We start from the raw sequence: 26,144 nt of genomic DNA on the forward strand, positions 1-26,144 counted from the left end.
CCACGTCCCACCGGAACAAGACCAGCAGCCCCGCGCGGAGCAGATGTCTCCGCACTGGTGACCGCAGCGGTAGTCGCAGCCCTCGCGGCACGAGGGAGCGCTCGGGGAAGCCGGAGGCCCGCCGGCACAGTCGCCTGTCCCGGAGTCGCCCCCCGTCCCAGGGGTCGAGGCATCCAGCGATGCGTCCATGCCCGAAGTGGAGGCATCCGGTGAGGCGTCCTCGCCAGGGTCGTCGTCCGTGCAGGAAACACACAGCGTCACGGCGCACCAGGCCCACCAGGCCGCCCTGCGGGTCCTCGTCATGGTCGTCGTCCTCTCTTCCAGGAGGTTGCCACCGCGGAAACCAGACACGTCTCGCGTTCGACTCTCGCCTGGGAGACAGACACGACGCAAGTCATTGCCAGACACCGCCAGGGGCGGCACGAGGCCCCTGGCGGCGGACCCGCTCAACTCACAGGATGCCGGTGACGAGCTGGGTCTTGCAGGAGACCTGGTCGATATAGGACAGGGCCGCGTCGATGGTGCAGGTGGCGCCGCCGAACGACGCGACCTGATAGGCCGTCGCCGAGCAGATACCGGCCGCGTCGACGACCTCCAGCCGCCAGATGCACGTCTTCACGCCACCCGGGTTCGCCGGGTCGACCGTCCAGTAGTACTGCTGGACCGCCGGAGGCGTGGGCGCGGCCACCTGGTACCCGCCATAGGAGCCAGAGGTCAGGGGATAGGGGGCGTATACGCCGTTGAGCGTCCCGGTCAGGATCTGGATGCCCAGGGAGACGTTCGCGCCGGTCTGGTTGAGGACGAGCAAATCCTCCGTGGCGGGACCGATGGACTGCACCGGCTCCCCATTCCGGACGGGGAGCGGGATTCCCTCCGAGCGGAGGGTGACATACTCGCCACGCTGGGAGAGCACGTCGGGGAACCCGAACTCAGTCTGCCCGGCGAAAGCGATCGACGGAGCGAGAGACAACAGCGAGCCAGCCAGGAAACGCTTCACGTTCCTCGTCATGGACTTCTCCTGTGTTGTTTGTACGGGATTGGCCGAAGCCAGGAATTCACTAACACTCCCGGCAAACCCTTTTCAAATCAAAACTTCCTGACATTGAAATACAATACACGCAAACCTTTGCACCCGGGTGGGCCGCGCCCTCATGCATTGCATTTCGCCATTCCGCGCGGTGAGACGTGCGCGAGGGTTCCATCCCGTCATGAGGCGGTGCTGATCCACCGGACCGAACGCCGCACCCCACGCCCCGTCCCCTCAGGATCCACAGGGAGTGGATTCTTACAGTTCTGTAAACACTCCTAGAAAGTGGGAACGGGGCAGCAACTCATGCGGGGAAGCCCCGAGAATGGGGCAGGAGCTTTCATGTTCAACTACCGCACGCGCCCCTCCGACCGCCGCACCCCTCCTGGTGAGTACCGCATCCGTCCTGGCGACACCCTCACCCGGCTGGCGGCCCGCTTCGGCACCACGGTGAAGAAGCTGGCCCAGGACAACAACATCTCGAACCCCGACCTCATCTACTCGGGGAACACGCTGCGCCTCGGGCACTCCACCCGTGACAGCTTCGAGGCAGGCGGGGCCCGCCGGGGCTTCCGCCACGGGGGCCGGACGGGCGACACGACCGGTGGGATGGACGTGGGGGGGCCGAAGGAGGCCGGCCCCAGCAACGCGAGCGGTGCGATGCGGCGGCTGGCGCAGGCGGCCCGCCAGGCGGCGCTGGGCATGGGCGGCTACAACAGCCAGGGCCTGTGCGCCACGGGCGTCAGCCGGGCCCTCCGCAACGCCCTGGGCATCAGCGTGTCCGGCAACGGGAACCAGATCGACAACAACCTGCCGCGCAACAAGTTCAAGCAGGTCGACATGTCCCTGGAGCAGGCGCTGAAGATCCCGGGCCTCGTCCTCACCTGGGAGAGCACCTCCACCCGCCTGGGCAGCATCTACGGCCACACGGCCATCACCCTGGGTGACGGCCACTCCTCCGCCAGTGACTTCATCGAGCGGAACACGACCAACAACGGGCGCCGGGGCTTCAAGGTCTTCATGCCCATCTAGCGCCGTCACGTCCCCGTGACGTCCCCGGAAGCCCTCGGCCCCTCGAACGGGTCGGGGGCTTCGTCGTTTCCAGGCACCGGCTCACGGCCGGGTCCCACGCGACACACCGCATCATGGACCCTGAGAAAAACGCCAACACGGCGGGTGCGTCCCCACGGAGCGGGGCCTAGCCATGGCGGTAGCAGTCCTGGCAAAGCGGCTTCGCCAGCGAGGTGTCACTCTCCTCGCCACAGGCATGGCAATACTCTTCCATGTACGAGGGGTCCCCATAGCGTCGCCAGACGCCGTAACAGTCCAGACACAGGGGCTTCTCGACATCGAAAGCCAGGTCCTCTCCGCACCGGATGCAGTGTCCGTCCTCGCCAAAGACAATCACTTCGTCCCGCTGGGAGCGCTGACGTCGCGGCGCCTCCCTCGGGGCAACTGTCGGTTGCCGGGGGGCCGGGGACGCCACCTTGACCGACATCGGGAACACGTCTGTGTTCAAGACCTCGACGAGCCGCAGGTACTCGGGCGTGTTCGCGGGGAGCCAGGCGCTCACCTCGATGCTGTTGTTGATGGAGGACTCGAGCAGGTTGAGCGAGGTCAGGAGCGCGCACTTCTCCGAAAGGTAGACCTTGGCATGGAGGTCCGCGAGCAGGCGCACCTCCATGCCCGCGGCGCGCAACCCCTGGAGCGCCTCCGAGGCGAGCGGCTCTCCGGTGCCCGTGCTGACATCCTTCGCACGCAGCACCAGCTTGACCTCCACCTTGCGGGCGAGTGCGCCATGCAAGGCGCGCACGAGCGAGCGCAGCTTGTCGATGCTCAGATAGGGGCTCACCAGCACCAGTTGCCGCTCCGCCTCCTCGATGAGCCGATGGAGCTGGGAGACCGTCTCCCGGTGGCCCAGGATTCCGATGCGCGGCGACTCCGCACCCGCTGCTGCCAAGGTATCCCTCCCGTTCGTTGGCGGCAGCCACCCTATCAACGACCCGTGAGGCATTGCAGCCCTTCTGTGATGGCCGCCTGCGTCGCGTCACTCCTCCGGCACGAGGATGGTGACCAGCTCCGGCGTCGCCGACACGACGAGCTGCTGCAGATCATCCGTCGCGCCTCGTTCGTTCGGCCCGATCCAAGGACCCAGGCGCATCCTGCCATCCAGGTCGAACGTCGCGCCGTGGCCTGAACAGGCCAGGTGGTCTCCATTTCGCGACACCTTGAACCCGGCGTGCGTGCACAGCGCATTCACGGCGACGACGCTCCCATCCCCCCGCCGGGAGACATAGATGGGCGTCTGACGTCCACGAGGTGTTCCCGCCACGCCGCCTCCAGGGAGGCTCAACTGCGGATACGCGTCGAGCCCCAGCGCCAACGTGCCGTCCACGATCGCGGGCAAGCGCGCGTCGGCGACCTGGATGGTCAACACCCCGGACAGATAGGTCACCTTCTCGGCGCCGACCACCTGGAGCGCCGTCCTGGCCGGCCGCAGCGTCGCCTCGCCCGTCGCCGAATCGAAGCGCGCGGCATGACAGGGACACACCACGTCGCGGCCGTCGTAGCCCAATGGACACCCCATATGCGTACACGTGGCATCCATCACGGAGAACCTGCCCTCGCTCCGGTGCATCAACAACAGCGGGTTGATGCCCGGCCCACGCAGCGTCACCGCTCCGCCCACTCGCGCCAGGTTCGGATGCTGGGCCACCTCCAGGGTGACGGCCCCCGTGTCCTCGTCGGGCGTGACGTCCAGCACGGGGGCCGGGTCCACGTCCGGAGCACAGCCCGACGAGGTCGTGACCGCCACCCCACTGCCCAGGACTCCCGCGAGGAAGCCTCTTCTCGATGTGCTCACAGCTCCTCCGGTTCAAGCCATGACGTCGGGGACGGAGTACGGGCTGTCAGGAGATGTCGCGGTCGAGCTGTCGCCCAGCGGTGCAATCAGGGCCCCGTCTGGCGTCAGGGTAGCCGGCCTCGACGTGGCGGATGACACGGCCTCGTCAACTCCTCGCAATCACCGGGTGACACGCTGACGGGCGGCGACCGCCGTCAGCCGGGTGGCTGACCCCGGCCCTCGCCTCCGGGGCGCCGGCTGATGACACCAGACATCACCGTTGATGCTCGTGAACATCAGGGACGAGGACGGTGGAGCCCCCTCGCCGGGAGCGCTTCAGAGGGAAACCGAGGCGAGGGACCCGCCGCGAAAGGCTGGCATGGGCCGTGCTCCAGGGAAGCCACATCACGGGCCGGACGAACTCCGGCCCCTCCCCTACCGACCCCCGCCGTCTCCCGGAGCACTCCCATGCGCGTCTCCAACCGCCCCACGTCCACGCCCGCGTCGACTCCGCCCGCGACCCAGTCGGCCTCCAGCACCGACAAGAAGGGCGGCGTCATCGACAAGAACCAGCCGGAGACGAAGTGGAGCCAGCAGTGGGGACAGGACATCTTCCTGGACCCGCGCAAGGGCGACAAGGCGGAGAGCAGCGCCGCGAAGAAGGACGGGCGTCAGGTCACCCAGGGCAACACTGGCCCCGGCCAGGTGGCGGGCAACGAGAGCGGCAACTACGTCTCCTGGCAGCGGGACCTGGCCGAATTCAAGACGGGCACGGGCTTCAACGCGGAGGGCACCGGCGCGCAGTTCGAGGCGAGCGCGGCGGAGGTCCAGGGTGATGCGTCCTACCGCATCATGCCGTGGGAGATTGGCGGCCGGGCCGGCGCCGAGGCCAACCTCGTCAGCCTGCGCGGCGACGCTGGCGTCGGCAAGGACCTGAAGGACATCAAGGGCCTCGACAAGGTCGACGGCAAGGTCTACGGCGGCGTGCACAGCGAGGTGCTGGTGGGCGCCAACGCGGACGCCAAGGCCAAGGCCGACCTGAACCTCAAGGACGGCGACGTCGGCCTCGAGGCGGGCGCGGGCGCGCTCGTGGGCGCCGAGGCGAGCGCCACGGCCCGCGGCGAGTTCGGCCCCGTGCAGGGCTCCGTGACGGGCAGCGCCATCGCCGGCGTGGGCGCGTCCGTGGACGGCAAGGTCGCCTTCGAGGATGGCAAGCTGACCATCGGCGGCAAGGCCAAGGCGGCGCTCGGCGTGGGGCTCGGGGTCGGCACGTCGTACACCATCGACTTCAACAAGCTGAAGAACACCGTCGACAACGTCACCCACGGCAAGGCCTCCGAGGTCGTCAAGGAGGCCAAGGACAAGGTCGCCGAGGGCGCCAAGGACGTGACGAACAAGGTCGCCGAGGGCGCCAAGGACGTGGGCAAGAGCATCAAGGACGGCGTCTCCAGCCTCTTCAAGTTCTGACGTCCGGCACGAGGCCCCGAACGCCGAGCGACTGGACCGCCTGCGTCGCGAGGAGTCGGTCCGCTCTCTATGCCTTCGCCAGGAGGGGGCCGAGCGCCTTGAGCAGTTGCTCGGGCGCTCCGGAGACCCAGTCCGGAGAGACCTCCACGTATTCCTCGCGCAGCACCTTCACGATGCGGTCCGCCAGCGCGCGGTCCTCCGGCCAGGCGGGGACGAGGTACTCGCGAACCAGGAGTTCCACCGCGGCCCGCTGCCGCCAGATGACCGGCGCCAGGTGCTCGACGACTCCGGGCGGCTCCACCTTCATGCCCCGCGCCATGGCGCGGTACGCGACCGGGTCCTCCACCTTGGACAGGCAGGCGTAGATCCGCCCTCGCACCGCGTCGTCCTGCTCCGTTTCGAGCCCGGCGAAGAGCAGCGGCCGGGTCTTCTCCGGCCAGCGATGGAACAGCTCCTCGTAGAGCGAGTCCCGCACCGAGGCGAATCCAGCCCCCGCGTTCTCCGGGCCCCGCAGCGCGGCCTCGAGCTGCTCGAAGGCCCCGGGCGTCTCCACGAAGGTCCTGTTGCCATACTCGGTGCGATTCATGACGGCGGCAGCCCAGACGCTGCCCAGGCGCGCCTTCAGCGAGCCCGTGGTGAAGGGCCGCTGGAGGTCCCGCTTCGAGCCGCTCTGGGCTCGCGCCACCTTCGGACAGGGCTCGAAGGTCGCCGGCGGCGGAGTCCCCACCGCCGCGCGCAGGTGCTCCCGCACCTCGCCCCCCTCCACCCACTCGCCATCGCCATCCCCCACCCAGGGGTAGAGCGGCGCCAGGGCGACCCCCTTCTTCCGCTCCAGCGTGGCCAGGAAGTAGTGCCCGGCGATGTCCACGATGACCTTGAACTGCTCGGGCGCGAGCACCGCGGCGACCTGCGCCAGCACCTGCCGCGCCTTCGGGAGCGAGGAGAAGCACTCGGGCAGCGTCAGCAGGCGCTCCTCGGCGGAAGCATCCTCATCGCTTTCGAAGAGGTCGAGCAGGCCGTCCGCGTCGATGGAGAGCGGAACCCTGGCCTCTTCCCCGTGTGGCACCTCGAACCCGACCAGCTCCTCCTCCGACAAGGACCAGGAGATCTCTGCCTCCTCCAAGTGGCCGTCGAGGAGGAGGAACACCTTGTGCTTGAACGTCCAGGAGGTGTCCTGGAACACCACGCAGATGGCCCCCTCCGGGCAGTCATCCAGGGTGTCGTCCAGCAGCGCGTCCTCGAGTTCCTCCTTGTTGACCGACTCCGGGCCGACGGAGAAGCCATGCCGCTCCAGCGTTGCACGCACCTCTTCCGGGGCCTCCAGGCCACGAATGATCACGTATTCGACGTCATGGTTGGACATCCCGGCAGGATAGCCGCAGCCCTGTCCTGATGGGGTGGCGGCGCGCGATGAGCAGCGCGCCTCCCACTGCCTGGCGGTGGTCCACATCACCACCGCCAGTCGTCGCTGACGCTGTTCTACCTACACGACCTAGTCCTTCGTGCAGACGACGTCATCGACCTGGAGGTGGTCGCGGTCGGCCTCGCTGCGGCTGGGGTAGAAGAACAGGCGCCAGTCGCGGACGTTGCCGGTGAAGCGGAAGAAGACCGCCTGCCACTCGTCGCTGTCGACGGTGAGGAAGTCCGTCTGGGGGCTCCAGCCGCCGCTCGAGTAGCTGCGGTGACGGAGGGTACCGTGACCGCGCACCCGGTACGAGCAGGAGTAGGTGCCGCTCGGCACGTTGAACTTCTCGGTCGAGAAGCGCTCGGCCACCTGGATGGGCACGACGAACTGGAGCGCCGTCGCACCGCCGTGCACCGCGTTCGTGTAACGCACCAGGCGCGAGGGCTTGATCTCCGTCCCCGGGTCCGTGAGGCCGTTGTCGATGCCGTACCAGTAGTCGGGGATGAGGTGCTCCCCCTGATAGGGAATGGAGTAGACGTTCCAGGTCTCGAAGCCACCGTTGCGCAGGATGTTCGCCGGGTGCTCGGCGGCGACGCAGCGCCGCGTCACGGGGTCGCAGGCGGGCAGCGCGCCGACGCAGTCGTAGGTCGTGAAGCAGGCCCCCTCGGCCAGTTCGCACGTGCCCGTCGTGGGGTTGCAGCTCGTCGCCGGGTTGCTGCACGTGACGCCGGCGCACGGGTCGCCCGCGACGCACAGGTGCGTGGAGGTGTTGCAGACCCGCGTGTCCGGGGTGTCCGCGCAGTCCGCGTGGCGGACGCAGCGATTCTCGGCGACCACACACGTGTGGGTCTCGTCGCAGGCCTGCCACTCGCTGCAGTCCATGCCGTCGTTGCAGCGACCGGAGAGCGGCTCGCAGGTCGCGGAGGCGTTCACGCAACGCTCCCAGGACTCGCAACTGATGGCATCACACGGCTCCGCGGCCCGGAGGCAGCGCACGTCGTCGACGACCAGGCCCTCACCGCTCGTGTTGCGGATGCTGAAGATGAGCTCGAAGGTGTCGAAGACGTCGTTGGCGAGGTTGAAGGTGTACGACACCGGCTTCCACGCGCTGCCGCTGACGGAGGTGTAGGAGGAGTACGACGAGTAGTCGTCGGAGAAGAAGGCGTTGCGGATGTCGCCGTTGCCACGCACCTGGTAGGTGCAGGAGTAGCGGCCCGCGCGCATCGACTTCGCCTCCGTGGTGAAGCGCTTGTGCGTCGACGACGCATTGGAGAGCCGCGCCGCGTTCGTGCCTTCATAGGCGCCCGTCGTCACCTTCTGCACCGCATCCGCGGTGAGGTTCGACTTGCTCCCGAGCCACCGCTCCGGAAGCGCGCCAGACCAGGTCTCGAAGCCCCAGTTGTCGATGACACTCACCACCGGCGGCTCACCGGCGTCCGGCGTCTCACCGCCAGCGTCCGGGCTGCCCGCGTCCGGCGTCTCCGACCCCGAGTCCGGCGTCTCGTTGCCCGCGTCCGGCGTCTCCGAACCGGAGTCCGGCGTCTCGTTGCCTGCGTCCGGCGTCTCCGAACCCGAGTCCGGCGTCTCCGAACCCGAGTCCGGCGTCTCGTTGCCTGCGTCCGGCGTCTCCGAACCCGAGTCCGGCGTCTCGTTGCCCGCGTCCGGCGTCTCCGAACCGGAGTCCGGCGTCTCGTTGCCCGCGTCCGGCGTCTCCGAACCCGAGTCCGGCGTCTCGTTACCCCCGTCCGAGGGCTCCCCACCCGAGTCCGGCGTCTCCGAACCCGAGTCAGGGGGCTCACCGCCAGCATCCGTCGCGGCATCCCCCGCGTCCGGGCGGACCGGCCCGGCGTCAGGGGTCCCCATGGGCTCCGAATCATCGCCACCACAGGCGACCAGCAAGACCATCAGCGAAACGAGACATCCTCGGAACAACTTCACAGCCAGCCTCCAATTTTCCAGGGGCAGTCGTCGTACCACACTTCCCAGGTAGCGAGGGTCGAGCCCCCGTCACGAGGCACGTCCCCGCCGCTGCTCCACGGCGCGGGAAGCGCCCGCCGAGACACGCGGGGCGAGGAACCTCGGCGGGCGCCCATGGGCTTCAATCAGGCCTCGGGCTGAACTAGAAGGAGCACCTTGGCGGCGGGCAGAACGTCCTCCCAAGGGTCCCGAGCGTGCAGACCACCACTCCCCCACGTCGTCGTGAGCCGCTGGAGCCACCGCGTACCCGGTGGCAGCGATTCTGGGACTTCATGGAGCTGTCGACGCCGCAGGCCTGGGGCGGCCTCGGGCTCGTCTTCGGGCTGCTCGTCGTCGGCTTCTGGCCGCTGGTCCTGCTGGCGGTCCTGGACGTGAGCGGGACGCCTCGCAAGGCGTTGATCGCCACGGGGCCGGCGTCCATCTGTCTGGGATTCGCCCTGCTCGTCCTGGTGTGTGGCTACCGGTATGGCGAGTCGCTCAAGTGGTCGCGCCGCCAGACGTGGTCGCTGGCGGTGATGTTCCTGGGCATGGGCCTCCTGGGAGGCCTGGGCCTGTGGTTCAGCGAGTCGTGACGGGACGCGCGCCCCGGCATGGGCGCGGGTGAGCGACCTCAGCCCTCCTCCGCGCCCTCGAAGGTGACCTTCGCCTTGTTCATGACGTGCTCCACGGCGAGCAGGTACCAGCCCAGCTCGGTCAGGCGCCGGGTCGTCTCCGGCGACTCGCGCAGCGCGGCGTGGACGTCCTCCGCGGAGAACCCGAAGGGCTCGGCGTGGTCGAAGATCAGGTGCTCGAGCTTCTCCGGGGTGAGCTGCAGCTTCTCCGCCTCGGTGACGGCCTTCAGCGCGATGCCGATGTGCAGCCGGCGCTCGGTGTCCGCGCGCGTGGTGGGGTCCGTGAGCCAGCCCCGGAGCGCCTCCTGCTGCTCCTCCACGTCGAACTGGTAGGCGACCATGCCCTGGCCCTCGGCCTGGACCCAGCGGCGGCGCAGCTCCTCGTCCACCAGCGCGCGCGGCACGTCCACCGGGGCGCGACGGGCCACCTCGTCCAACACCATGTCCCGGGCCTGCACCCAGAGCTGCGCCGCGAGCTCGTCCTCCAGCTCCTCCCGGATGTTGTCCATGACCTCGTCCAGGGTGCCGCCCATGCCGAGCTGCGTGAGGAACTCCGGGGCGCTCTCGGGCTGCATCGTCACCTGCTCTGCGGCCACGACGTCCACGAGGAAGCGCGCGGGCTTCCCCTGGAGCCCCTCCACCGGATACGCCTCCGGCAGCTCGAGGGCGATCTGCATGGACTCGCCCACCTTCCCGCCCTCCGCCACCGCCTCGCAGAAGCCGGGCAGCGCCTCGATGGGCGCCAGCTCCGTCGACATGCCGAAGCGCGCGGAGAACGGGATGAGCGCCCCGTCGCAGTAGCCCACGATGTTGAGCTGCACGTTGTCGCCCATCTCCAGCGACTCGCCCGGTTGACGCTCGCGCGTGGCGGCGAGCTCCCGGCGCTTCTCGTGGAAGCGGCGCAGCAGGTCCTCCTCCGTCAGGTCCTCCGGGGTGGGGACCCGCACGGAGAGCCCGTCGAGCGGGGGCGCCTTCACGTCGGGGAGCTTGAGGCTCTCCGCGGACGCGGTGCTCACCACCGGGCTGATCTTCAGGAGGCGCTCGACGCCTCGACCAGAGCCTTGGGTTCCTTGGTTGCCGCTCACGAATCCTCCCGGGAGATAGCTGTGCCAGCGTCCGCGCCAGTGGGGGACAAAACGACGGCTCGGCATGGACCAAGGCTTAGTCCACCCGAGCCGCGCTGACAAACCACCAGGAGGTGTCGGCTACTTGAAGAAGGCGCCCACGATGCTGGACACCGTGGAGACGGCGGCGCCCACCTGGCTGACCACCGGGATGTTGGTGGCCGCGGCGATGGAGCCCACCGCGGTGATGACCGACGTCACCTTCTTGCCCACCCCCGCGTTCTTGTCCATCAGCGTCGCGCCCGCGTTCGCCACGTCGACGGCCGCGATGGCCACGTTGACGCCCGGAGCGAACCGGCCCAGCGCCTTGGCGGCGGTGCCCGCGGCGGCCTTCGCGCCCTGCTTGATGGCGGCCTCGCCGGCCTCGCGACCCACCGCGGACAGTGCGGCCTTCGCGGCCGAGCGCGTGCCGCTGCCCAGGATGCCCTTGGCGAGGGTGCTGCCCGCCTTCGCGGCGTCGCCGGCGGCGGTGCTGATGGCCCGGCCCACGGTCTTCGCGGTGCCGGACTCGAAGATGCCCTTGGTGGCGGCGTTCTTGACGGCCTTGAGCACGTCGTCGCTGGCGTGGGGGAGCGCCTTCTGGAAGGTCTCCAGGGCCTTCTTCCCGGCGTCCAGCTTGCCCTTCATGATGCTGCCGCCGAGGACACCCCCCATCACCTTGCTACCGACGATGCCACCCGTCGCGGCGGTGACGCCGGCCTTGGCCGCGTCCAGGCTGGAGCGCGTGGCCGTGAGGATGTCGTCCTTGCTGCCCGTGCGGATGGCCTGACGGATGTCCTTGACGGCCGTGGCGCCCGCCATCGCCGCGCCGGGGATGCCGGCGTAGCGCAGCGCGGCGTTCATGTTGGCGCCGAACTTGGTGAGGCCCTTGAACGCCCCCTGCGCGAAGTTGGGGTTGCGGACGAAGTCCAGGTTCGTCTTCCCCAGCAGGCCCTCGGCGCCGGTCTTGAGGTTCTTGATCTGCTGGAAGGCGTCCTTGCTGAAGTTGAAGGCCTTCACGCCCTGGCTGGCGACCGCGACGCCGCCCTTGATGAGTTCCTTGTTCTCCTGGACGGTCTTCTGGACGTTGGCGCGGACGGTGTTGAAGGTCTTGCGGATGTCGGGGAAACCCATGGGGGCCTCGCGAAATTGAAGGAATGGAACCTGTCTGATTATCGCGCCAGCCGTGAAAGGGTTGCGTCCGGCTGGAGCCATCGTCGGGCAGGGCCGGTGCGGGCTAGATGGCTCCGCAACCCGCTGAACTCCTTGCACTTTTTCGCGCCCTCGAAGAGACGGGCCTGGGTCCGGGAGACCTCCCCTCGGGCCTCAGCGCCCCGTGCGGGCGACGGAGGACAGGCGCACCGTGAGGGCCGCCAGCGCCGAGCCCACCGCCAGCACCGTCACCGCCATCCAGCCCCACCGGGCCAGCACGAGGCTGCCGCTCGCCGCGCCGATGGCCATGCCGATGAACATGCACACGAAGAGCACCGCGTTGAGCCGGCTGCGCGCCGCGGGGTCGATGCCGAAGACCAGGGTCTGGTGCGCCACGAGCGTGACCTGGACGCCCAGGTCGAAGCCGATCGCGCTGGCGCCCAGCAGCCACAGCCTCGACTGCGGCTCGAGCCAGGGTGAGGCGAACATCGTGGCGAACGAGACCGCCGTGAGGCCCGTCCCCAGGCGCGTGACGACCTCCGGGCCGTAGCGGTCCGCCACGCGCCCGGCGATGGGTGCGCCCAGGGCCCCGGCGGCGCCCGCCAGGCCGAAGGCCCCCGCCGCGGCGCTGCCCAGGTGGAACGGCGCGCCATGCAGCATCACCGCGAGCGTGGACCAGAACGCGCTGAACCCCACCGAGAGCAGCCCCTGCGCCAGCGCCGCCCGACGGAGGGCGCCGTGCCGACGCCACAGGCCGGCGAGCGACCCCAGCAGCGCGCCATAGGACAGCGTGCTGGTCGGCCGGAAGCGCGGCAGCCCCCGCCAGGCGGCGAGCCCCACCAGGGCCACGCTGCCCGAGGCAATGACATACATGGCGCGCCAGCCGAGGTGCTCCGAGACCACGCCGCTGACGACGCGGGACAGCAGGATGCCGAGCAAGAGGCCCGTCATCACCGTGCCCACCACCCCGCCCCGCTCGTGCTCGGGGGCCAGCGTCGCGGCGGCCGGGACGATGTCCTGCGCCACGGTCGCCGTCAGGCCGATGACGAAGCTCACCGCCAGGAGCACGCCGATGCCCGGCGCGAGGCTCCCCAACGACAACGCCACGCTCAGCAGCGCGGCCTTGGCGAGGATGATGCGGCGCCGGTCGAACCGGTCTCCCAGCGGCGTGAGCAACAGGATGCCCAGGGCGTACCCCAGCAGGGTGAGCGTGGGCAGCAACCCCACCACCGTCTCCGAGGCGCCGATGGTGGACCCCATCACGCCCAGCATCGGCTGGCTGTAGTAGAGCGCGGCCACCGGGACACCCGCGCTCGCGGCCAGCAGGAGTCGCAGGCCGCGCGACATGCCCTCGCCGCGCTCGTGACGGGTGGCCGCCCGCCGGAGTGGAGTCTCCGGGGAGGCCGGGCTCCCCACGGGCATGGCGCCGGTGCCGGCGTTTCCATGTATGGCGCGAATGAAGGACATGATGTTCACCTCGGGACCGCGAGACGGGGGAACAGTGCGCCCGAGGAGCGGTGGGCTGTAGTGGCACCCCACGCACAGCGGCTATACGTTCTGCGTATAACCCCGCGTGACGTGAGCCCCATGCCCCAACGCTCCAAGACCCCGAGGCCCCGCGCCGTTCCCCGGCGCCCTGCCCTCCCCGCCGCCGCGGGGGTCGACCGGCTCGAGCTGATGCAGACCTTCCTGCGCATCGTCGACGCGGGGAGCCTGTCATCCGCCGCCGCGCAGTTGGGCACGACGCAGCCGACGGTGAGCCGGCGTTTGCAGGCGCTCGAGCGCTCGCTGGGTCTGCGGCTGTTGCAGCGCTCCACCCACGCGATGAAGCTCACCGAGGACGGCGTGCGTTGCTACGAGCGCGCGAAGGAGCTGGTCGCGAGCTGGCAGCAGCTCGAGGCCGACCTGCGGGGCGCGAGCGACGAGCCGGAGGGCACGCTGCGGGTCGTCGTTCCCCACGCGTTCGGCCAGCAGCTCCTGGTGGAGCCGCTGACGGAGTACCTGAATCGCCACGCGCGGGTCTCGGTCGAGTGGCTCCTGCACGACCGGGGGGCGGACTTCATCGAGGGGGGCATCGACTGCGCCATCCACGTGGGTGAGGTGCTCGACCCCAGCGTGGTGGCGGTCCGCGTGGCCCAGGTGCCGCGCATCGTCGCCGCCGCGCCGTCACTCCTGGAGGGCCGCCCCGCGCCCACCCACCCCGACGCACTGGCGCGGCTCCCCTGGCTGTCGCTGCGCACGTTCTACCGGACCGAGCTCTCCCTCACCCACGTGGACACGGGCGAGGTCCAGCGCATCACCTTCCAGCCGCGCCTGAGCACGGACAGCCTCTACGCCATCCGCAGCGCCGCGGTGAAGGGGCTCGGCGTCTGCGTGGGCTCGGCCTGGGTCCTCCAGGAGGAGATTTCACGCGGTCGCCTGCGGCATCTGGTGCCGCAGTGGCAGGCCTCTCCCCTGCCGGTGTCCCTGGTGTATCCAGCCGCGCGATTCCATCCCGCGCGACTGCGCAAGTTCGTCGCGCTGATGCGGGAGACGATTCCCTCCGCGCTCGCCGTGGCCACGCACACGCGCGGCGGCTAGGACTCCCGCAGCGGGACCGCCGGCCCCATCCAGAGAATGGAATCGAACGCGCGCGGCTCGTCGACCACGCGGCGCCCTCGCTCACCACAATGAAGCAGGAGCCCCTCCGAGGAGACCTCGAGCAGGGTCGCGGTGAAGTGCCGCACCGAGCCCAGGTACTCACAGACCAGCATCGCCTGCCCCACATAGGGCGCGAGGTGCTCGAGACAGAGGTCAGGCCCTTGAATGAACACGGGGTCCGCGCGGTAGTGCGAGACAGGCAGCGTGGGGTACGCGTAGCGCTCCAGGGGACCCCACTTCTCGTGGCGCGCCTCCCTCTGCCCCGCTGTCTCGCCCTCGGGCACGGGGACGCGGTGCTCCGCGAACGGAGCCACGTCCCCGGTAGCGCGCGAGGCGGGCCGAGCGAGCCCTTCCTCCAGACGCGTGTGTCGGGTCCCCACCGCCCAGCGCCAGGGCCAGGCATGGCGCCCGTCGACCGCGAACATCAACCGCGACGCGAGCTGCCCCCGGACCTCCGGCGGACAGACCACCGTGCCGTCCTCCAGCACGCGGGTGAAGGTCCACCCGTCTTTCGTCGGGAGCCCCTGGGCACGTCCATCCGGTGAGGGATTCCACGACGCGGGAGGCGGCACGCGCCCTGGCTCGGTGGCGAACGAATGGCGGGCACGCAGGTGGCCGGTCGACACGTCCCAGAACGCCACCCCCTCCTCCTCCAGGACCACGAGCGTCTCGTCCGCGGCCCAGACGAGCCCCTCGATGCGGCCGACGCTCTCGAGCTCCCAGAGCCTTCGAGGTTCATCCGCCAGCGCCCATCCCCTGATTCGCCGCTCGTCCACCTTGCACGCCGCCTGGGAGCCATCCGGCGACCAGGCCCAGCCATGGAGGTCGGGCCGCCGGGAGTCCGCGAACCAGTAGGACTCCATCCGCAGGACGTACCGGAACCGCCCCTCGTCGAAGATGAACACCGCCGGGTGCTCGTGCCCGAGGGGCGGTCGCCGCGGGTCGCCATCATCGGGGTGATGTCCGAGGTTGCTGACCACGGCCAGTCGCCGACCGTCCTGGGACCAGGTGAAGGATTCGACACGGGGCCTGCACGGCGCCAGTTGCTCGCCCAGCTCCGCCACCGTCCGACCAGTGCGCCCATCGGCGAGGACGAGGCGCTCGGTGGCATGGGCCAGGAGCGAACCGTCCGGTGAGAAGGCCAGGGGGAACTTCAGGTCCTTGGAGGCGAACTGGAGGTCGCCGCTCTGGACGTCGGTCACGGAGACGAAGTCGTAGGCGACTTCATCCCCCTGGACCGGCGGCTCCCACCAGTCGACCGAGTGCTTGCCATGTCCGAAGACCCGAGCGCCATCGGGGCTCCAGCGGACCCACGTGAGGGGATGGTTCCGCGAGTGCGTCCCCGCCCACCGGGCCGGGCACCAACGCACACCTTCACTCTCCTCGCGGATGGCCGCCCGCTCCCGGAAGGGAACGATGCACCCACGCGCATGGTCCGGCCCACGCGTGGAGATGAAGAGGGATTGCTCGTCCGGAGCCCAGCACCAGGCGGGCATGTGCCCGAGGTCGACCGCGTGCTCCGGATTCTTGACGCTCCAGGGGGGTGGAGAGCCCCATCGCCGCGTGACGTCGACGGTGAAGGAAGGAGCCGTGCCCGCGAAGGCCCGCATCACCCCGACGGCGATACCGAGGTTGACGCCGAGCCAGGAGCCCGAAGGCGACCACTGGAGCTTGGAGCCCTCACCATAGCCCCCCACGTTCCCCTCGCACTCGACCGTGTCGACGACGAAGCCCGACGCCAGCTCCCAGAGGTGGACGGCGCCCCCCAGTTGGGACGTCTCGTCGCGATCACCCGCGATGGCCAGATGACGCCCGCTGGGGCTGAGCGCGAAGGCGCGTCGCTTCCCCGCGTAGCGCGGGGTCTCCACGAGCCGCGTCCCCTCGGACAGGACCTTCTCGGAGACCCGCCGGTGGAGCTGCGTGAGGCCCTGCTCCCGCTCGAGCCGGAGCAACCGCTCCCGCAGCGGCGCCAGGTCCCTGCCCGCCACGAAGCGCCCGAAGTCCGCCTGCTCCACCCACAGCGCCAGCTCCTCGTCGGAGCAGCCAGCCAGGTGCGCGAGGTCCACGAAGTGCCCGGACATGCGTCTGAGGCCCCACCTTTCTTGCAACCAGACTACAACTACCCCCTCCCTCCTCCAAGCGCCCTGGAGGCCGGCCAGCACCACCTGCCCGCGGAGTAGGTCCACCCGTGGACCGAGCCTCCGGACACGAGGAGCGGATTCGGATACGAAGGTGCATGCGCATCGCGGTGACAGGGACACACCGGGTAGGGAAGTCGACGCTCATCGAGGCGCTCGAGGAGCAGCTCCCGGAGTTCCGGACCCTCGACGAGCCCTACCGGCTCCTCGAAGAGGACGGCTACGAGTTCACCGCCCCACCGACGCTGGAAGACTTCCTCGAACAACTCCGCCGCTCCCTGGAGCTGCTCGAGGAGGACGACGGGAAGAGGGACGTCCTGTTCGACCGCTGCCCCCTCGACTTCCTGGGGTACCTCCTGACGCACGAGGACTCGGACGCGTTCGACCTGGAGGAGTGGCTCCCCCGGGTTCGTGCCACGGTGGCGACCCTGGACCTCGTCGTCTTCGTCCCCATCGAGGAGAGGGATCGCATCCGGCTCCCCTCCCACGAGGACGCGGAGCAGCGGGCCGAGGTCGACGAGAAGCTCGCCTGGGTGCTGCTCGACGATCCGTTCGAGCTGGGCATGGAGGTGCTCACCGTGCAGGGGACCACCGCCTCACGGGTCGCCCAGGTCCTCGACCACCTGCGACACACCTGACGTCGCCGCGCGTCGCGCCCAGGCCAGCGCGCGTCTGACGACAGCGGTTTCGCGCGGAGGCCTCTCACCATCCGCCAGGTCCGACTCCCGGCGGAGCGCCGCGAGACCGACCGCCGCGCCCGACGGACGTCCCGCGTCCCAAAGCCTCTCATCCCCGACGAGATGTCTCGGGTTTCTCTCACAGCCCTCACCCGTTGAGCGCTCACCGCGCATGGACGTGTCATGCCGCGTCGCATGGTCTCGGTGTGTCAGACCAGGGCCCTAGTGTCCCGCGGGTCTCGAACCAATCACAGCCACTCGCCCGCACGCGGGCAGCGCCGCGCCCACGGGTTGAAATCGATTCGCACTATCCAAATCGGGTTGGAGGAAGCGAAAATGCAAACAGAAGCAGACCAGGGGAACCAGGGCGCGGAGATGGCGCCCCGGTGGCCCCGTCGTCCCTCGGCGGTGCTGGCCGGCACTCGCGAGGGTCTGGCCGCGGTGTCCGCGGCGCTGACTGGGGCGGTGGGCAGCGCGCTGGCCATCGCGCGCTGGCCCACGGGGCCCTTGCGCGCGGGGACGCCGCGGGAAGTCCTGGCCGCCGCGACCAAGGCGCTCGGCGGGCAGGGCATCCCCGAGGAGGGCATGGGCGGAGAGGCCGCGCTGGCGCGGCTCGGACGGGTGATGGTGGAGTATGGCCTGCACCTGTCGCACGCCCATGCGGTGGCCCACCTGCAACCGCCCCCGCTGACGGTCGCCGTGGCGGCGGATGCGCTGGCCAGCGCGAGCAACGCCTCGCTGGACACGTACGACTCCGGCCCCAGCGCCATCGCCATCGAGCGCTGGCTCATCGACGGGCTCGTGTCGTTGGCCGGGCTCGGCGCGAAGGCGGACGGCGTCCTCACCCCGGGCGGCTCCATGTCCAACCTCCTGGGCCTGCTGCTGGCGCGTGATGCCAGCGCGCTGCGCCGGGGCGTCGACGCGCGTCGACAAGGCGTGGGGTTGCTGCCGAACCCCGTCGTGTTCTGCTCGGAGCTGGCGCACTTCTCCGTCCAGCGGGCCTGCGCGGCGCTCGGGCTGGGTGAGGACGCGGTGCGGCTCGTGCCCACCGACTCGCGCCGGCGGATGCGGCCGGACGCGCTCGCCACCCTCCTGGAGACGTTGCCCGCGGACCACACCCCGCTGGCCATCGTCGCGACGGCGGGGACGACGGACTTCGGCAGCATCGACCCGCTGCCCCGGCTGGCCGAGCTGGCCGCCCGCCACGGCGTCTGGTTCCACGTCGACGCCGCCTACGGCTTCGGGGCCCTGTTCTCCGAGCGGCTCGCGGGCCGACTGGAGGGGCTGGCGCTCGCGGACTCCATCACCCTCGATTTGCACAAGCTGGGATGGCAGCCGGCCGCCACCAGCGTGCTGCTGGTCTCCGACGCCCAGGCCTTCTCCGCGCTGGACCGGGAGGTCGCCTACCTCAACCCGGTGGACGACGCGGACGCGGGCTATGAAGGGCTGCTCGGCCGCAGCCTCCAGACGACGCGCAGGCCGGACGCGGTGAAGGTCGCCGCCACGCTGCTGGCCTTCGGCCGTCGCGGCCTGGGTGACATGGTGGACACCTGCCACGACCTGGCCCGGTACGCCGAGCAGCGCATCGCCACCGAACCCGCGCTGGAGCTGGTGTCCCCCGCGGAGCTGACCACCGTCGTGTTCCGCTTCCGCTGCGAGGAGACGCCCGCGCGAGAGGACGACCTCAACGGCGAGCTGCGCCGCCGGTTGATGGAGACCGGGGTCGCGTTGATCGGCCGCACCGCCGTCCGCCTGGACGGCCCGGACTCACCCGCGCGCGTCTGCCTCAAGTTCACCCTGCTCAACCCCACCACCACGCCCGAGGACCTCGATGCCCTCGTGGACGCGGTGCTCGCGGCGGGCCGCGCGTGCACCTCCCGCCACCAACAGGAGGTCGCATGAGCGCCGCCCTTCCCCTGGACGCCCCCCCGCGCCCGGAGCCGCTGGACGACGCGGAGCCGCGCCGCGCGGCCGAGCATGCCCACCTGGAGGCCCTGCTGCGTTGCTGGCTCACGGAGACCCGGACGCCGGTCCACGCGGGGCCCCTGCGCGTGGTGCTCCCGAGCACCGGGCTCGCCCTGCGCACCGAGGTCACCCACCGCTCCCCCACGGGCTGGCACCGCTTCGGGCCCGTGCGGCTGGAGGGCCCCGGCGGCGCCACCTCCGCCGTCGACCCCGTGCTCGCCGTGGCGCTGGTGGCGCACGAAGCCGTGAGCCGAGGAGGCGCCCGCCAAGGCGGAATCCCCTCGGGACAGCTCGCCGACCTGGTCGAGCGCACGAGCGAGTCGGTCCGGCGGGTGACGGACTTCGTCGCCCACCGTCGCGCGCATCCCCAGCCCCCCCCCGAGGTGGACGGCTTCCTCGCGGCGGAGCAGGCCCTGCTGCTCGGGCACCTGCATCACCCCGCGCCCAAGAGCCGGGACGGACTCTCCGACACCGACAACGCGGACTTCTCCCCGGAGATGCGCGGCGCCTTCCGCCTGCACTGGTTCGCGGCCGCTCCATCCGTGGTGTCGCATGACGCCGTCTCGGGCTCACCCTCGCTCGCGGGGCGGGACACGGTGGCGCTGCTGGCGGACCTCGCGGAGGTGTCCCGGCGCGATGGCCGCGTGCTGGTGCCGGCGCACCCCTGGCAGGCCCGCGACCTGCTCCGCCGTCCTCGAATCGCCGCGCTCATCGACGCGGGCCTGCTCACGCCGCTCGGCGAGCAGGGGCCGCGCTGGTGGCCCACCTCGAGCGTTCGCACCGTCTACCGACCCGACGCACCGGTGATGTTGAAGCTGTCGCTGGGCCTGCGCCTGACCAACTCCCGCCGCGAGTCCACGCGCACGGAGCTGCGCCGGGGACTGGAGATCCACCGGCTGCTCGATGCCGGCCATGCGGAGGAGACGTACGCGGCCTTCCCGCGCTTCTCCATCGTGAGGGACCCGGCGTGGCTCGCCGTGGACGAGCCCTCTCGACCGGAGGGGCCGGACGTGACGGGCCTCGACGTGGCGGTGCGGGAGGTGCCTGCGCACGTCGCGGGCCTGCGCTGCCTGGTGGGCTGGGTGGCGCCTCGGCCCGGCATGGGGCGCAGCCTCTTGGGGACGAGCGTGGCCCGGCTCGGAGCGGGCGCCGCAGCGCGGTGGGTGGCGGACTACACGGACCTCGTGCTGGTGCCCATGCTGCACCTGTACGCGTCGACCGGCATCGGCCTGGAGGCACACCAGCAGAACACGCTGCTCCAGCTCGACGCGGAGGGCCGCGTCGTGGGCTCCGCGTTCCGGGACAACCAGGGCTACTACCTCGCGGCGTCCCATCTGCCCCGGCTGCTCGCGCGGATGGGCGGTGACGCGTCGACCCTGGCCGTCGTCGAGGACGCCATCGTCGACGAGCGGCTCTCCTACTACCTGCTGCGCAACCAGGCGCTCGCCGTCGTCGGGTGCCTCGGCGCCGAGGGGCTGGGCGACGAACGCGAGCTGCTCGCGGTGATGGCCGAGCGGCTGCGGCACGCACTGCCCATCCTCGCCGCCGCGGGCCCCCGGGGAGACCGGCTGGCCCGCCGTTGGTTGGAGGCGGAGACGCTGCCGTGCAAGAGCAACCTGCTCACCCGGCTGCACGGCATCGACGAGGTGCTCGCGCCGCTGGACGCGCAGTCCGTCTACCTCGACGCCCCCAACCCGCTGAGGGAGGCGACGCGATGACGACCGCCCCCCACGCAGGACTCGAGGTGCCGCCGCCGCCCGTGCCCCGGCTCTCCGCGCCATGGGCCATCCGGCCCGCGAGCGCCACCGAGGACCTGCCGCGCATCGTGCGGTGGATGCAGGCCCCCCACGTGGCCGCGTTCTGGAAGCAGGCCTGGCCCGAGGCGCAGTGGCGGGCCGAGCTAGAGCGACAGCTCGCGGGAGACCACTCCCTGCCGTGCATGCTCATCCACGAGGAGACGCCCCTCGCGTACCTCGAGGTGTACCGCGTGACGAGGGACCGGCTCGCCGGGCACTACGCGGAGCGCCCCCATGACCTGGGGGTCCACGTGGCCATCGGTGAGCCGGCCAGCACCGGGCGCGGCCTGGGGCGGCTGTTGCTGCGGGAGGTGGCCCGGGGGCTGCTCGCGGCGGACCCCCGGTGCACCCGCGTGGTGGCCGAACCCGACTCCCGCAACGCGCCCTCGCTGCGCGCCTTCACTGCCGCCGGCTTCCGGGTCGTCGGCCCCATCACCCTTCCCGACAAGGCAGCGACGCTGCTCGTCCATCCCCGCTCCGAGGAGGACCTCCCATGAACACGTCCACGAACGATGACTCCCCGCGCGACACCGACCACGACGTGGTCGCGGCGGGCTGTGGCCCCTTCAACCTCGGGCTGGCGGCGCTCGCCTCCGTAGTGGAGGGGTTGGACCTGGTGGTCCTCGAGTCCCGCCCCGAGCTGCGCTGGCACCCGGGGCTGATGTTCGACGAGGCCCTGCTCCAGCTCAGCTTCCTCGCCGACCTGGTCACCCTCGTCGACCCCACGCACCCGCTCTCCTTCCTCGCGTACCTGCGGGAGAAGGACCGGCTCTACCCGTTCTACATCCGCGAGCGCTTCCACCCCACGCGCCGCGAGTACGAGGACTACCTGCGCTGGGCCGTCTCGAAGCTCACGTCGGTGCGCTTCGGCCACCAGGTGGAGTCCATCGACTGGGACGCGGAGCGCCAGCGCTTCCGCTTGAAGGTGCTGCGCGCGGATGGCCGCCGCCTGGGCCTCACGGCCCGCGACGTCGTCATCGGCATCGGCACGGAGCCCACGGTGCCCGGGGCACTGGCCTCGCTGCCCGCGGACCGGCTCGTCCACACCGGACACTTCCTGCACCGCCTGGAGGACGTGGAGGCGGCGCGGCACGTGACGGTGGTCGGCTCCGGCCAGTCCGGAGCGGAGGTGGCCCTGCACCTGCTCCAGCGCAACCTGGGCGGCGGGGCCGCGATGAGCTGGCTCACGCGGACGGTGTCCTTCGCGCCGCTGGACTACACCAAGCTGACGCTGGAGATGACGACGCCGGACTACGTCCGGTACTTCCACGCGCTGCCGCAGCCCACGAAGGACCGGCTCGTCGCCGAGCAGTGGCGCCACTACAAGGGCGTCTCCACGGAGACGCTGGAGCAACTGCACGACCTGCTCTACCGGCGGGAGCTGGAGCAGGGGCTCGCCGACGTGGAGCTGCGCAGCGGCGTCGCGGTGGAGGCCGCGGCGGTGAACGACGCGGGTGACGTGGTGCTGCGCTGCCGCCACCTGGACACGGGTGGTGTCTTCGAGCACACGACGGCGCTGGTGGTGGCGGCCACGGGATACAAGCACCGCGCCCCCACCTTCCTGGGGCCCATGGATGGGCTCCTGCGCTGGGACGACCAGGGGCGCTACCGGGTCCGACTGGATTACTCGGTGGAGCTGGCGCCCGAGGTCCGTGGGCGCATCTTCGTGACCCACGCGGACCTGCACAGCCACGGCGTCGCCGCGCCCGACCTGGGCGTGTCCCCGTTCCGCAACGCCACCATCCTCAACGCCGTCATGGGACGCGAGGTGTTCGCCCTGCCCGCGCGCACGGCCTTCTCGCGCTTCGGCCTCCCCGCCCCCCTGGCGACGACACGCGCCGCCCGGCGACCGGAGGACGCATGAGCGCGCGGGCTCCGGGTGCGCCCGAGCCGCCGGAGGGGCCGGCCCCACGGCAGCGCCCCGACGCGCGCCGTGCCGCGGCGTGGACGTTCGCGCTGGTGAGCGCGGGCGGCGTGGTGATGACGCTGGACGTGACGGTGGTCAACGTCGCGCTGGCCGCCATCGCCAGGGACCTGGGCGCGGGGCTGCACCAGGTCCAATGGACCGTCTCCGCCTATTCGCTCGCGTTCGGCGCGCTGCTGCTCACCGCGGGCGCGCTCTCCGACCGCGTCGGCCGGCGGAGCGTCTTCGTGGCGGGCATCACCCTGTTCACCCTCGCCTCGGCGCTGTGTGGCCTGGCGCCGGATGCCGGCACGCTGGTCGCGGCGCGCGTGGCCCAGGGACTCGGCGGGGCGATGGTGTTCGCCCCGGCGCTCGCCCTCATCGCCGCCGTGTACGAGGGCGCCGAGCGACAACGGGCCATCGCCACCTACGCGGCCATCGCCTCCGCCGCGGGGGCCCTGGGCCCCGTGGTGGGGGGCGTGCTCGTCGAGTGGGTCGGCTGGCGGTGGATCTTCCTCGTCAACATCCCCATCGGCGTGGGCGTCGTGCTGGGGGCGATGAGCCGGATGCCCGCGCTGACACCCCAGGACACCTCCCGGCGGTTGGACGTGCTCGGCGCGCTGCTGGCCGTCGGCATGCTGCTGTCGCTCCACTACCCCCTCGTCCGGGGAGCGGACGTCGGCTGGGGCTCACCCCAGGTGCTCGTGCCCGCGTTGGCGGGCTTCGTCCTGCTCGCGGCGCTCGTCGCGAGCCAGCGTCGTCCGGGGGGAATGCTCGACCTGGAGCTGCTGCGCATCCCCGCGCTCTCCGGGGCCGCGGTGCTCGGCTTCCTCGCCCGCATGTCGGGCCTGGGCGTGCTCGTCTTCACCACGCTGTGGCTCCAGCGCACGGCGGACGGTTCTCCGCTGCGCGTGGGGCTCCAGCTCCTGCCGCTGACGGGGAGCCTCCTCGTCGTGGGCCTGTGCATGACGTGGCTGCAGGCGCGCGTCTCGGCCGCGGTGCTCGTGGCGGGGGGCTTCGTCTTCCAGGGGGCCGGGCTGGGGATGCTGGCGCTCGCGACCCTCTCCGGCGCGTCCTCGTGGACGGGCCTCGGCGGGCTGGTGCTGATGGGCGCGGGCGGCGCCCTCATCTTCCCACCGCTGATGGGCGTGGCCGTCGGCGTCGTTCCCTCGGAGCGCGCGGGCATGGCCTCCGGGTTGACCAACGCCTGCTATCCGCTCGGCACGGCGACGGGCGTGGCGGTCTTCGGCGCCGTGTTCTCCTCGCGGCTCACCGCCATGCTCTCCCAGGCGTCACTCCCACGGGACGTCGCGCGACACCTGCGCACCACCGTGGAGACCGGGCAGTTCGACGCCATCGTCCCCACGTTCCTGCCGTTGGCCCACGCGGCCTTCGGCCACGCGTACTTCGCGGTGTGCGTGGTCGCCGCCGCGGTGTGCCTGGGGGGCGCCGTGCTCGCCCTCCATGTCCTCTCCAACCTCGCGTCCCGGGCTCCGCGCTCGGCACGCCCCGACACCTCCCTTTCCATGAAGGAGTCTCCGTGAGCCCCCGAAGCGAAGTCCTGGACCTGGATACGTCCGCCGCCCCCGCCGCCCCCGCCGCCCGGGGCCCATCGTCCGACGCGAGCCCCGACCACCCGATTCCCCCGCTGCCGGAGGTGGGCGCCGCCGCCTGGCGCGAAGCCAACCGCCGGCTCCTGGCCAAGGCCCTGGGCGAGTGGTGTTTCGAGGAGATGCTCGCGCCCATCTCCGAGGGCGAGGGGCGCTATCGCGTCGACCTGGGCAGCGGTACGTCGTACCGGTTCGCGGCGCGGCCGGGCGCCTTCGGCTGGATGAAGGTGGACCCCGCGTCCCTCACCCGGAGCGCCACCAGCATGCTCGGCAACAGCATCGCGGAGCCGGCGTGGGACGCGCTGCGGTTCCTCACGGACGCGGCCTCCACGCTGGGGACGGACCCGTCCACGCTGGCCACCTACTTCAACGAGCTGTCCTCCACGCTGGCGGTGGACGCCGCGCGCCTCTCGCGGGGAGGCCACACCGCGGCGGAGCTCCGCGCCGTGGGCCACACGGAGCTGGAGTGCCACATGACGGGGCACAACTGGCTGGTGGCGAACAAGGGCCGGGTGAACTTCTCCGCGTCGGACGTGCGCCGCTACGCGCCGGAGTCCCGTCAGCCCGTGCGGCTGCTGTGGGTGGCGGTGCATCGCGGCCTCGCCGAGTTCCGGGGCACGTCCACGCTGTCCGAGCGCGAGGTGCTCGCGCGCGAGCTGGACGACGCGACGCGCGCCCGGTTCGCCCGCGTCCTCACCGCCCGGGGGCTCGCCCCCGACGCCTTCGTGTGGATGCCCGTCCACCCGTGGCAATGGGAGCACGCGGTCCTGGTGCTGCACGCGGCGGACGTGGCGCAGCAACGCATCGTCCCGCTGGGAGACAGCCCCGACCTGTACCTGCCGGGCCAGTCCATCCGGACCATGGCCAACGTCACCACGCCGGGCCGCTACGACGTCAAGCTGCCGCTGCGCATCCTCAACACGCTCGTCTGGCGAGGGATTCCTCCGCACTGCACGCTCGGCGCGCCCGTCGTCACGCAGTGGCTCCAGTGCCTGCTGGACGCCGACCCGTTCCTCACGGAGGAGTGCCGCACCGTGTTCCTCGGAGAGGTCGCCTCCGTGACGGTGCGCCACCCGTACCTGTCCCAGGTGGAGGACGTGCCGTACCAGCACCTGGAGACGCTGGGCTGCATCTGGCGCGAGCCGGTCGCGGCGCGCCAGGCGCCGAAGGAGCGGGTGCGCACGTTCGCCTCGCTGCTGCACGTGGACGGCGCGGGCACGGCGTTCGTCGCGGAGCTCGTGCGCGCGTCGGGCCTGGACGCGGAGGCGTGGCTGCAGCGCCTGTTCGACACGCTGCTCGTGCCGCTCATGCACGTGCTGTATCGCTACGGCATCACCTTCAACCCCCACGGACAGAACACGCTGCTGGGCTTCGACGAGCGCGACGTCCCCCACAGGCTGTACCTGAAGGACTTCGTCGACGACGTGTGCGTGTCCTTCACGGACGTGCCCGAGCGGGGCCCCGAGCCCGACGGCCACGACCACGTGCTGCCACGCAAGCACCCCTCCGTCATCCGTCAGCACGTGGTGGACCAGGTGTTCGTGGGCCACTTCCGCTACCTCGCGCCGCTGTGCGAGGAGCAGCTCGGCGTGCCCGAGCGCGCCTTCTGGAAGCGGGTGCGGCGGACCATCCTGGACTTCCACCAGCGCTTCCCGGCGCTGCGTGAACGCTTCGCCGAGTACGACCTGCTCGTCCCGGAGATTCCGCGCTACGCGCTCAACCGGGACCGCATCGTCGTCACCCGCTACACCGACCGGGCGCTGCGCCACGCGCTGTACCCGAACGGCACCCTGCCCAACCCGCTCGCGCACGACTGACGCCAGGAGTCCGC

The 26,144-nt window shown here is 71.0% G+C and carries 20 protein-coding genes; 11 read left to right on the forward strand and 9 right to left on the reverse strand.

The genetic code is table 11. The features are described 5' to 3' along the window. Positions 1 to 451: 451 nt before the first annotated feature. The gene (locus LZ198_RS03290; protein WP_253970384.1) at positions 452 to 1,009 is read right to left on the reverse strand and encodes a hypothetical protein; all 558 of its coding nucleotides are present in this window, start codon (positions 1,007 to 1,009) and stop codon (positions 452 to 454) included. Between the two features lie 360 nt (positions 1,010 to 1,369). Between LZ198_RS03290 and LZ198_RS03295 the strand changes: the two genes are divergently transcribed. After that, positions 1,370 to 2,059, forward strand: coding sequence for a LysM peptidoglycan-binding domain-containing protein (locus LZ198_RS03295; protein WP_253970385.1), 690 nt, complete (start codon positions 1,370 to 1,372; stop codon positions 2,057 to 2,059). Positions 2,060 to 2,225: 166 nt separating this feature from the next. Here the strand turns inward: LZ198_RS03295 and LZ198_RS03300 are convergent, their stop codons facing one another. After that, complete coding sequence (locus tag LZ198_RS03300) at positions 2,226 to 2,987, reverse strand: phospholipase D-like domain-containing protein (protein WP_253970386.1); 762 nt, start codon at positions 2,985 to 2,987, stop codon at positions 2,226 to 2,228. Between the two features lie 87 nt (positions 2,988 to 3,074). Then, positions 3,075 to 3,842, reverse strand: coding sequence for a Rieske 2Fe-2S domain-containing protein (locus LZ198_RS03305; protein WP_253970387.1), 768 nt, complete (start codon positions 3,840 to 3,842; stop codon positions 3,075 to 3,077). A 495-nt stretch (positions 3,843 to 4,337) separates the two neighbouring features. Between LZ198_RS03305 and LZ198_RS03310 the strand changes: the two genes are divergently transcribed. Then, entirely contained in the window at positions 4,338 to 5,336 is a 999-nt protein-coding gene (locus tag LZ198_RS03310; RefSeq protein ID WP_253970388.1) for a hypothetical protein, read from the forward strand. A 67-nt stretch (positions 5,337 to 5,403) separates the two neighbouring features. Here LZ198_RS03310 and LZ198_RS03315 read toward each other — a convergent pair whose 3' ends face one another. Next, positions 5,404 to 6,675, reverse strand: a complete 1,272-nt coding sequence (locus LZ198_RS03315) for a hypothetical protein (protein ID WP_253970389.1) — start codon at positions 6,673 to 6,675, stop codon at positions 5,404 to 5,406. Positions 6,676 to 6,828: 153 nt separating this feature from the next. Continuing rightward, complete coding sequence (locus tag LZ198_RS03320; protein WP_253970390.1) at positions 6,829 to 8,646, reverse strand: invertase recombinase-like protein; 1,818 nt, start codon at positions 8,644 to 8,646, stop codon at positions 6,829 to 6,831. A gap of 266 nt (positions 8,647 to 8,912) precedes the next feature. Here LZ198_RS03320 and LZ198_RS03325 point away from each other — a divergent pair, with 266 nt between their 5' ends. After that, positions 8,913 to 9,290, forward strand: a complete 378-nt coding sequence (locus tag LZ198_RS03325) for a hypothetical protein (RefSeq protein WP_253970391.1) — start codon at positions 8,913 to 8,915, stop codon at positions 9,288 to 9,290. Positions 9,291 to 9,328: 38 nt separating this feature from the next. Here the strand turns inward: LZ198_RS03325 and LZ198_RS03330 are convergent, their stop codons facing one another. The 3 genes from LZ198_RS03330 to LZ198_RS03340 form a co-directional block, all read right to left on the reverse strand. Next, a complete protein-coding gene (locus tag LZ198_RS03330; protein ID WP_253970392.1) occupies positions 9,329 to 10,414 on the reverse strand; it encodes a trigger factor in 1,086 nt (361 codons plus the stop codon). 120 nt (positions 10,415 to 10,534) lie between these two features. After that, positions 10,535 to 11,566: a hypothetical protein gene (locus LZ198_RS03335; protein ID WP_253970393.1), complete on the reverse strand. Its 1,032-nt coding sequence runs from the start codon at positions 11,564 to 11,566 to the stop codon at positions 10,535 to 10,537. 192 nt (positions 11,567 to 11,758) lie between these two features. Further along, positions 11,759 to 13,051, reverse strand: coding sequence for an MFS transporter (locus LZ198_RS03340; protein WP_253970394.1), 1,293 nt, complete (start codon positions 13,049 to 13,051; stop codon positions 11,759 to 11,761). A gap of 120 nt (positions 13,052 to 13,171) precedes the next feature. On the opposite strand from LZ198_RS03340, the gene LZ198_RS03345 reads away from it, so the two are divergent. Beyond that, a complete protein-coding gene (locus tag LZ198_RS03345; RefSeq protein ID WP_253970395.1) occupies positions 13,172 to 14,164 on the forward strand; it encodes a LysR family transcriptional regulator in 993 nt (330 codons plus the stop codon). On the opposite strand, the gene LZ198_RS03350 is transcribed toward LZ198_RS03345, so the two are convergent. Continuing rightward, complete coding sequence (locus LZ198_RS03350; RefSeq protein ID WP_253970396.1) at positions 14,161 to 16,305, reverse strand: WD40 repeat domain-containing protein; 2,145 nt, start codon at positions 16,303 to 16,305, stop codon at positions 14,161 to 14,163. The two genes, LZ198_RS03345 and LZ198_RS03350, sit on opposite strands and share 4 nt — an antisense overlap. A 155-nt stretch (positions 16,306 to 16,460) precedes the next feature. Between LZ198_RS03350 and LZ198_RS03355 the strand changes: the two genes are divergently transcribed. From LZ198_RS03355 to LZ198_RS03385, 7 genes are all read left to right on the forward strand, one after another. Then, entirely contained in the window at positions 16,461 to 17,000 is a 540-nt protein-coding gene (locus LZ198_RS03355) for an AAA family ATPase (RefSeq protein ID WP_253970397.1), read from the forward strand. 375 nt (positions 17,001 to 17,375) lie between these two features. Then, on the forward strand, positions 17,376 to 18,941 hold the full coding sequence (locus LZ198_RS03360; RefSeq protein WP_253970398.1) for a pyridoxal phosphate-dependent decarboxylase family protein: 1,566 nt from the start codon (positions 17,376 to 17,378) through the stop codon (positions 18,939 to 18,941). Beyond that, positions 18,938 to 20,722: an IucA/IucC family protein gene (locus tag LZ198_RS03365; RefSeq protein WP_253970399.1), complete on the forward strand. Its 1,785-nt coding sequence runs from the start codon at positions 18,938 to 18,940 to the stop codon at positions 20,720 to 20,722. Before LZ198_RS03360 ends, LZ198_RS03365 begins: the two co-directional genes overlap by 4 nt. After that, on the forward strand, positions 20,719 to 21,297 hold the full coding sequence (locus LZ198_RS03370) for a GNAT family N-acetyltransferase (protein ID WP_253970400.1): 579 nt from the start codon (positions 20,719 to 20,721) through the stop codon (positions 21,295 to 21,297). The genes LZ198_RS03365 and LZ198_RS03370 overlap by 4 nt, the downstream gene beginning before the upstream one ends. Next, a complete protein-coding gene (locus tag LZ198_RS03375) occupies positions 21,294 to 22,664 on the forward strand; it encodes a lysine N(6)-hydroxylase/L-ornithine N(5)-oxygenase family protein (protein ID WP_253970401.1) in 1,371 nt (456 codons plus the stop codon). Before LZ198_RS03370 ends, LZ198_RS03375 begins: the two co-directional genes overlap by 4 nt. After that, positions 22,661 to 24,247 carry an MFS transporter gene (locus tag LZ198_RS03380; RefSeq protein WP_253970402.1) on the forward strand — a complete coding sequence of 529 codons (1,587 nt, stop codon included), beginning with the start codon at positions 22,661 to 22,663 and terminating at the stop codon, positions 24,245 to 24,247. Before LZ198_RS03375 ends, LZ198_RS03380 begins: the two co-directional genes overlap by 4 nt. Next, positions 24,244 to 26,130 (forward strand): IucA/IucC family protein, encoded by a 1,887-nt coding sequence (locus LZ198_RS03385; RefSeq protein ID WP_253970403.1) that lies wholly within the window; start codon positions 24,244 to 24,246, stop codon positions 26,128 to 26,130. The genes LZ198_RS03380 and LZ198_RS03385 overlap by 4 nt, the downstream gene beginning before the upstream one ends. The last annotated feature ends 14 nt before the right edge of the window (positions 26,131 to 26,144 follow it).

It is taken from the genome of Myxococcus dinghuensis (assembly GCF_024198235.1).
Lineage (GTDB): Bacteria > Myxococcota > Myxococcia > Myxococcales > Myxococcaceae > Myxococcus > Myxococcus dinghuensis.